At 47.6% G+C, this 7,306-nt stretch carries 6 protein-coding genes; all 6 read right to left on the bottom strand.

Annotated elements, in window-relative coordinates:
* The coding region (locus DU481_RS12160) for a helix-turn-helix domain-containing protein (protein WP_350134851.1) at window positions 1-235 on the bottom strand (235 nt) is incomplete at its 3' end.
* A 719-nt stretch (window positions 236-954) separates the two neighbouring features.
* A complete protein-coding gene (locus tag DU481_RS12155; protein WP_350134849.1) occupies window positions 955-3,816 on the bottom strand; it encodes a type I restriction endonuclease subunit R in 2,862 nt (953 codons plus the stop codon).
* Window positions 3,816-4,196 carry a type II toxin-antitoxin system PemK/MazF family toxin gene (locus DU481_RS12150; protein ID WP_350134846.1) on the bottom strand — a complete coding sequence of 127 codons (381 nt, stop codon included), beginning with the start codon at window positions 4,194-4,196 and terminating at the stop codon, window positions 3,816-3,818. Before DU481_RS12150 ends, DU481_RS12155 begins: the two co-directional genes overlap by 1 nt.
* Before the next feature lie 6 nt (window positions 4,197-4,202).
* Window positions 4,203-4,457, bottom strand: coding sequence for an AbrB/MazE/SpoVT family DNA-binding domain-containing protein (locus DU481_RS12145; RefSeq protein ID WP_350134844.1), 255 nt, complete (start codon window positions 4,455-4,457; stop codon window positions 4,203-4,205).
* A gap of 65 nt (window positions 4,458-4,522) precedes the next feature.
* Window positions 4,523-5,698, bottom strand: a complete 1,176-nt coding sequence (locus tag DU481_RS12140) for a restriction endonuclease subunit S (protein ID WP_350134842.1) — start codon at window positions 5,696-5,698, stop codon at window positions 4,523-4,525.
* A gap of 2 nt (window positions 5,699-5,700) precedes the next feature.
* Window positions 5,701-7,302 carry a type I restriction-modification system subunit M gene (locus DU481_RS12135; RefSeq protein ID WP_350134840.1) on the bottom strand — a complete coding sequence of 534 codons (1,602 nt, stop codon included), beginning with the start codon at window positions 7,300-7,302 and terminating at the stop codon, window positions 5,701-5,703.
* Window positions 7,303-7,306 lie beyond the last annotated feature (4 nt).

Genomic DNA, 7,306 nt, shown 5'->3' with positions numbered 1-7,306 from the left:
GCTCGACCTTGGCCAGACGTTTAAGACCGTACTGCAATGTCTTGAACCGTTGGTTGGTACTGTTACGCGGGACAAATTCCTGTAACCTGGCTCGTTTCAGTACGTCATAAATCGTTGGACGGCTGACGTGGAAGTGTTCTGCCAAATGCGTTACCTTCCACAACCGGGTTTGATAAAGCCGCCAGATTTCCTGACGATCCAATAATGTTAAGCGAGTGCGTTTGTGTATGTTCATCTACAGTATTCTCCTGAATACTGTAAACAACGCTAGGAATTCTTACAACTAAACTAAAAGCTGCGGCACTGATTTCATAAGATCGCAGCGAGATTCGATACCCTGTCACATGCTTTCAAAAAAACATTTTTTCTGAATCGCACGCGCGAATATTTAAACATGTGCCGGTACTTTGTCTTTAAAGTTGTAGAGAATTAAGGGGTGTACCCGCTGCCATCAAAATAATAGCCACTAATTCAGCCAAAGTGTTAACCGACCGGTTAACTTTCTTAAGTTTAGCTGTTTAGTCAACGTTTTCTTACTGTTGAGTTAATATATGCAATGAAAAAAGTTTACGACTTTAATTTTTCGCTACGCTAGAATTTTTGCGGGATTTGAATCACCCGCATTAGTCAAAGCACCAGAAGTACCTATCTTGCTTATACAATCTTCTGCTATTCATTTCATATCTTTTTCCTTGACATTCCAAATAATCCACAGATTTAAAAAGTTATAAATATCCCGCCAGAGTCTTCACATCAGGCTGAAAAATATCCCATAAGTGAATGATAATTTAAGTATAATTAATATGTAAGATAATTAAGCATTCTAAGAAAACTCCTTAGAAATTTATGAGTTAGTGGCTCATGCAAGATGATTATCCACAAAGTTATCCACAGATTTTGTGGATAATAAGAAAAACCTTATGTTAAATAAAGTGATAGATTGATGCTGACCAATTAAACACTCCCGCCCATCCCCTCGATAAACGTATCAATAAACGATTTGATCTTATCCCCTACCCGCTCGATGATCGGCTTGCGTTCCAGTATTTTGGGCTTGAAGTTCAGCGAATCGACAATTTCCTGTTCGCGTGGCAGCCGGTTGGCGAAGGCGTAATGGTTCAGCAGTTTTTCCAGTTCTTGCGGATTGATGTTTTCCGCTTTGCATAATTCGCTGAAAGCTTCTTTTTTGCTATCCGTCCAATAGCTCTCAAACGCCTGAATCACATTGTCGCTGGGTTTGAGTTTTGGCAGGTTTTCTTCAATGAAAGCTTCAATCAGTGCACGTTTGCTGCGCAGTTGCACTTCACCAGCCACCAGATCGATGATTTCTCTCTGACGTTTTTTCGCTTCTTCAGGGTTGAGTTTATTCAGACTCACCAGCAAATTTAGAATGTAGGCGACATTGATTTCATCGCGATGGATCAGGCTTAATTCAAAATCCACGTCTTCCAGGATGGATACTTTCTCGGTGTCGTTGCGTTTTTTTACCTTGTCATGAATATCCAGGTATTTGCTTTTATAGTCTTCAAATTGCTGCGCCTCCAAGGCCAAATCCGTTGCTTCAAAATCGGCAAAAGTGGTCAGGATGTTCTTGATGCGCAGCAATTCGCGGAATTTGGTCACAAAAGCCAGTTCCGCGTTTTCATCCGGCAAGGTATCCACGCTGGCAACCGTGGGCTCAATCGCCAGCAATGCTTCCGTGGCCTGGTTGAACTGCTGCACATAAGTCTCATACGGTTCCAGCAGCACCGTTTCCTTGGCGTTCTTGTTGGAAAATAGCGCAATCGCTTCATCGGTTGCCGCTTTCAGATTTCTGAAACAAACGATATCGCCATGCGATTTCTTCTCGTTCAGGATGCGATTGGTGCGCGAGAAGGCTTGCACCAGGCCGTGATATTTGAGGTTCTTATCCACGTACAAGGTATTCAAGCGCGGACTGTCAAAGCCGGTCAGAAACATGTTTACCACCAGCAAAATATCGATTTCACCGTTGCGCACGCGCTTGGCGATATCCTGGTAATAGTTGTAGAACGATTGGTTGTCGTTGGTTGAATATTTGGTGCCAAACAGCGCATTGTAATCACCGATAAACTCATCCAGCTTGTCGCGGCTGCTTTGGTTGATTTTTGCGCCGCTGGGCACATCGGGCGATTCTTCCGGGATCAGGCCATTGGCGAGCGGGTTTTCCTCATTCGCGGCATAGCTGAATATCGTGGCGATCTTCAGCGGGCGGGCGGTTTGCGCCTGTTTTTGCTTGAACAATTCGTAATAATGGATCAACGCATTGATGCTGCTCACGCAAAACATCGCGGTGAAGCTGGGCTTTTTGGTTTTTTGCGCGTGATGCGCAAGAATGTAATCGGCGATCTTTTCCAACCGCTGCGGACTGTCCAGCAATTCCTTGCGGTCGATATCCTCCACCTCGATATCCACCTGATTGGCGCTATCCTTGTATTGATACCGGCCAACATATTCCACTGAGAAGCGCAGAACGTTTTCATCGCGGATGGCATCCACGATCACATACTTGTTCAGGCATTCGCCGAACAAATCCCGGGTGGTTTTGAGTAACCCGAAGCCATTATTAGCGTTATCCGCAAAGATCGGCGTACCGGTAAAGCCGAACATCTGCGCATTGCGGAAAAAGTTTTTGATGTTCTGATGCACCAGGCCAAACTGGCTGCCGTGGCATTCGTCGAAAATGAACACGATTTTTTTGTCTTGCAGGTGCTTGATCCGGTCAAGATAATGTTCCTTGACGATGGCGTTATTGAGTTTTTGGATCGTGGTGACAATCAATTTCGTACTGTCATCGTTCAACTGTGTCACCAAGTTGTGCGTGTTGGTGGTGGCGTCCACGCTGTCCTTGGCAAACGCATTAAATTCGCGCGTGGTCTGGTAATCCAGGTCTTTGCGGTCGACCACGAACAGCACCTTGTGCACTTTGGGCAGCCGCATGATGATCTGGCTCGCCTTGAACGAAGTCAGCGTTTTGCCCGATCCGGTGGTGTGCCAGATATACGCATTGTCGTTGCTGTTCTTCACCCGATCCACCAGCGCTTCGGTGGCGTAAAACTGATAGGGGCGCAAAACCTTCAGCACGCCTTCCTCGGTGATCACGGTGTAATGCGTGATCATCTTGGCGATATGGCAGGGCTTCAGGAAAGCATCGGTAAACTCGCACAAATCGGATAAGCGGTTATTGTCCTTGTCCGTCCAGTAGAACGTTTGCTGAAACGATTGATTCTTATTGTTGGCGAAATACTTGGTATTGACGCCGTTGCTGATGATGAAGAGCTGCACATACTGAAACAATCCCGCACCGGCATCGAACGATTCATGCTGATAGCGGTTCACCTGGTTGAATGCCACTTTCAGTTCCGCGCCACGCCGTTTGAGTTCGATCTGCACCAGCGGCAAACCGTTGATCAGGATGGTCACGTCGTAGCGGTTCTTGCGCTTGCCCGCCATGCTGACTTGATTGGTCACCTGAAACTCGTTTATGCACCAATCGTCGCAATTCAGGAAACTGATATAAACGGTTTCCGCCGCTTTGCCGTTGGCGGCTTCGCGTTTCAGCGCGAATTTGTCGCGCAGTATCCGCGCGCGTTCCACGATGCTGCCGGTGTTCAAGTGGTTCAGAATGCGCTCGAATTCCGCTTGCGTGAGCTGGATATCGCCGTTATGGATTTCCAGTTGGCACTTGAGGTTGGCGAGCATGGCCGCTTCATCATCGATGCGCACGCGCGCATATTCCATGCGCTCAAGCTGCTCGATCAAACCTTGTTCCAGGGCAAATTCGGATTGGGTCGCCATTAAAGCTGGATGATTTGATTCAAACGTTCACAAACCTGCACAAACAAACTATCGCCAAGCTTGCCCAGTGGATGCGGTCTTGCACTGCGTACCCGCCAATCAAACGATTTGGGCTGATGGCATAGCACATAGCTGGTCTGCTCAATCTTGCGCTTAGGAATCTTGCCCACGGCCACGGCAAAAGGATTATCGGCGTTGTATGCCGCCGTGGTCATTGGCAAACCGATCACCAGCGAAGTTTTGTCGTTGAATATCTTGGGAGACAGCACCAGAAAAGGGTGAATATCGCGCATTTCCTGCCCGGCCTGCGGATTGCAGTCAATCCAGATAATATCCTGACGATCGGGTACCCACAAAACGGTACCGCTGATTTCAGTCATTAACGGCTACCATTTTTCCGCACCCAGGCGCTGATTGGCCGCCATTGCTTCGCCGCCATGCCGGGCCGGGTCGAATTGCTCCAAGCGCTGCTCCAGGGTCAGTGGTTCATCCCGCACCGGCGTGATGATGATCTGGCCATTGGAGGCGGTGAGCTTCACTCGTTGATCCACGTGCACATGCGCTTCCCGTGCAATCGCAGCGGGCAAGCGCACCCCAAGATTATTGCCCCATTGTTTAATGTCCAGAATAACGTCTTTCATGATTATGCTCCATCCACCAAATGTTTAAACTAAAGTATAAACACAACCGCAGCAGGAAGCAATCGTCAAACGAACATCTGCTGCAACAAGCCTTTTTTGTAGCGCTTCACGGCTTCAAGCTGGGCTTGGGCTTGGGTGATTTTGTCGTCGATGGCGGTGAGGAAATTGGCGATTTTGGTTTGTTCTTCATAAATTGGGAATTTAATTGAGAATGAAGATAATTGTGGGGCTGTTAACTGAGGTACTCCCGTGCTCTCAACAAAGAAATCTAACTTATTAATCGCTGATGCACCAAAATATATATTAAATTTAGTTTTCGGAATTAAAATTAGTAATCTGACAATTGGATAAAAAGGCTCAAATCTCGGTATCGCAATTCCTAGATTTCCTCTTCCAGTTACCGTTATTGCATCTGAATTAACTTTAAATTGATTAGAGTACCCATAAAGCCCAAAATTTTTATCGGAATTTGCGAATATCGGATACTTATAAATTTCATCTTTTTTTTGTGATACATTTTCTTGCGATATATCACCACCAGCTTTGATATTGAATAAATCACCTAAGGTTGCTTCTTCCCACTCCGGAAACTCCCGTCCATCATCATCCTTAAACCTCAACTTCTGGCTGAAAATCTGCTGCATCACGCCTTTTTTGTATTGCGCTAATAAGTCACACTTTTGCGTGAGCTGGGTGATTTTTTCATCGATTGCCGTGAGGAAGTTGGCGATTTTGGTCTGTTCTTCGAGAGATGGCGTAACGAGTACCAGTGGCCTTAAAACTTGAAGATTAATGTTCTTCTGTGCATTTTGCGTTGCTTTTGAATCTAATTCTTCTTTCTTGGTATCAAGTGTGTATTTTAGCCAAACAGGGATAGCTTGCTCTCGAAATGGCTGTATTGCGACGATGCTGTCAGTGCATGCAATCTCAAAATTAGTTATTGCCGTATTGCCTATGTTTGCTGCAATCGTTATTAGAATAGTATTTTTAGGAAACAATTTACTAACTTTTAACCCTTCTTCATTCAGCGTTTGGTTAAATTTCTTCAGAAATAAATCAGAAGAAACTACATCACCGGTTTGAGCAAATGGGATATTCCCGCCAAAATATCTAGGGTCATTTCTTGGTCGAACTGAAAACTTCCCTCTTTCAATACTCGCTATTTCTTCTAATGTTTTCTCTTTCCACTCTGGAAACTCCCGCCCATCATCATCCCTAAACCGCAGCTTCGGCACTTTCATGCTTACTTCCCAGATTCCGCAAACGGTGGTGCAATCCCCAATTCCCGGCAAAATGCCACAATCGTGGCATCGGTTTGCTGGCCTTGTGCTTCCAACGCTTTGAGCTGCCCGGCAATCGCATTCAGGTCGATTTCCGCTTCCGCTTCGAACGTGTCGACATAGCGCGGAATGTTCAGGTTATAGTCATTGGCCTTGATGGTTTCCAGGCTGACCACCGCGCTGTATTTGTCTTCATTCGTGCGCGCCAGATACGCTTCGACGATTTTATGGATATGCGCCGGGCGCAGGATGTTTTGCGTTTTGACTTTCTCGAATTCCTGGCTGGCGTCGATGAACAGGATATTGTCCGGATTGCGGCGGCATTTTTTGAAGACTAATACCGTGGTGGGAATAGCCGCACCATAGAACATATTGGCAGGCAAGCCGATCACGGCATCCAGGCAGTTCATTTGCTCGATCAGATATTGGCGGATATGGCCTTCCGCCGCGCCCCGGAACAGCACGCCATGCGGCAACACCACGGCCATCGTGCCGTCTTCCGCAAGCTGGTAAACCATGTGCTGCACAAAGGCCATATCGGCTTTGCTGGCGGGTGCCAATTTGCCGTACACGCTGAAGCGATCATCGCTCATAAACAGCGGGTTGGCGCTCCAATGTGCGGAAAACGGCGGATTGGCGACAATCGCATCGAAGCGCAGATCGCGGTGCTGCGGGTGTTCCAGCGTGTCTTCCTGGCGGATATCGAAATCGGCGTAATGCACGTCATGCAGGATCATGTTCATGCGCGCGAGGTTGTACGTGGTGCGGTTCAATTCCTGACCGTAAATCTTATCGACGTGATCGGCTTCGCGTTTGACGCGCAACAGCAATGAACCGCTGCCGCAGGTTGGATCGTACAGTTTTTTGATGTTCTTGTTTTGCGCGGTCACCAGTTTGGCGAGTAAGGTGGAAACCGGCTGCGGGGTATAAAACTCACCGGCTTTTTTGCCCGCGCCACTGGCGAACTCGCCGATCAGGTATTCATACGCATCGCCCAGCACGTCCGCCGTGCCATCGGCTAGGCTGAAATCGATTTTGTCCAAGTGCACCAGCACCTTGGTCACCAGCGCATTCTTTGCTTTTTCGGTGGCCCCCAGTTTGGAAGAGGTCAAATCCAGGTCTTCAAACAGATTGCTGAAATCGTCCGCGCTATCGGTGCCCAGCGTGCTTTGCTCAATGTTTTTCAGGATGCGCGTCAGATCGGGCAGAATGAAATTGTACTGCTCGCCATCCGCATCGCTATCCGCTTGGCTATTGCCTTTCATCGCAATGGCGTGAAACAGCTCGGAAGGCTTCAGAAAATAACCCAGCTCGGACACGGCGGCATCGTGCACCGCTTGCACGATTTCCGCGCCGTCCTCGGTGTGCTCGTCCAGTTCCGCAAACTTCAACCCATCTTGTTCCAGAATCGAATCGGCAAAACGCACCACTTTCTCGGACAGGTATTTGTAAAAAATGAACCCCAGAATGTAATCGCGGAATTCATCGGCGTTCATCTTGCCGCGCAGGGTATTGGCGATGTTCCAAAGCTGTTGCTGAAGCTGGCGGCGCTGTTCTTCGGTCATTATG

It is taken from the genome of Nitrosomonas sp. (genome assembly GCF_040240425.1).
GTDB lineage: Bacteria > Pseudomonadota > Gammaproteobacteria > Burkholderiales > Nitrosomonadaceae > Nitrosomonas.
The sequence above is the reverse complement of the archived record's forward strand: the minus strand, read 5'-3'. Positions and strand labels throughout refer to the sequence as shown.

Coding starts and splice junctions, on each gene's coding strand:
- DU481_RS12155 (WP_350134849.1), bottom strand. CDS start 3,816: ATGGCGACCCAATCCGAATTTGCCCTGGAACAAGGTTTGATCGAGCAG.
- DU481_RS12150 (WP_350134846.1), bottom strand. CDS start 4,196: ATGACTGAAATCAGCGGTACCGTTTTGTGGGTACCCGATCGTCAGGAT.
- DU481_RS12145 (WP_350134844.1), bottom strand. CDS start 4,457: ATGAAAGACGTTATTCTGGACATTAAACAATGGGGCAATAATCTTGGG.
- DU481_RS12140 (WP_350134842.1), bottom strand. CDS start 5,698: ATGAAAGTGCCGAAGCTGCGGTTTAGGGATGATGATGGGCGGGAGTTT.
- DU481_RS12135 (WP_350134840.1), bottom strand. CDS start 7,302: ATGACCGAAGAACAGCGCCGCCAGCTTCAGCAACAGCTTTGGAACATC.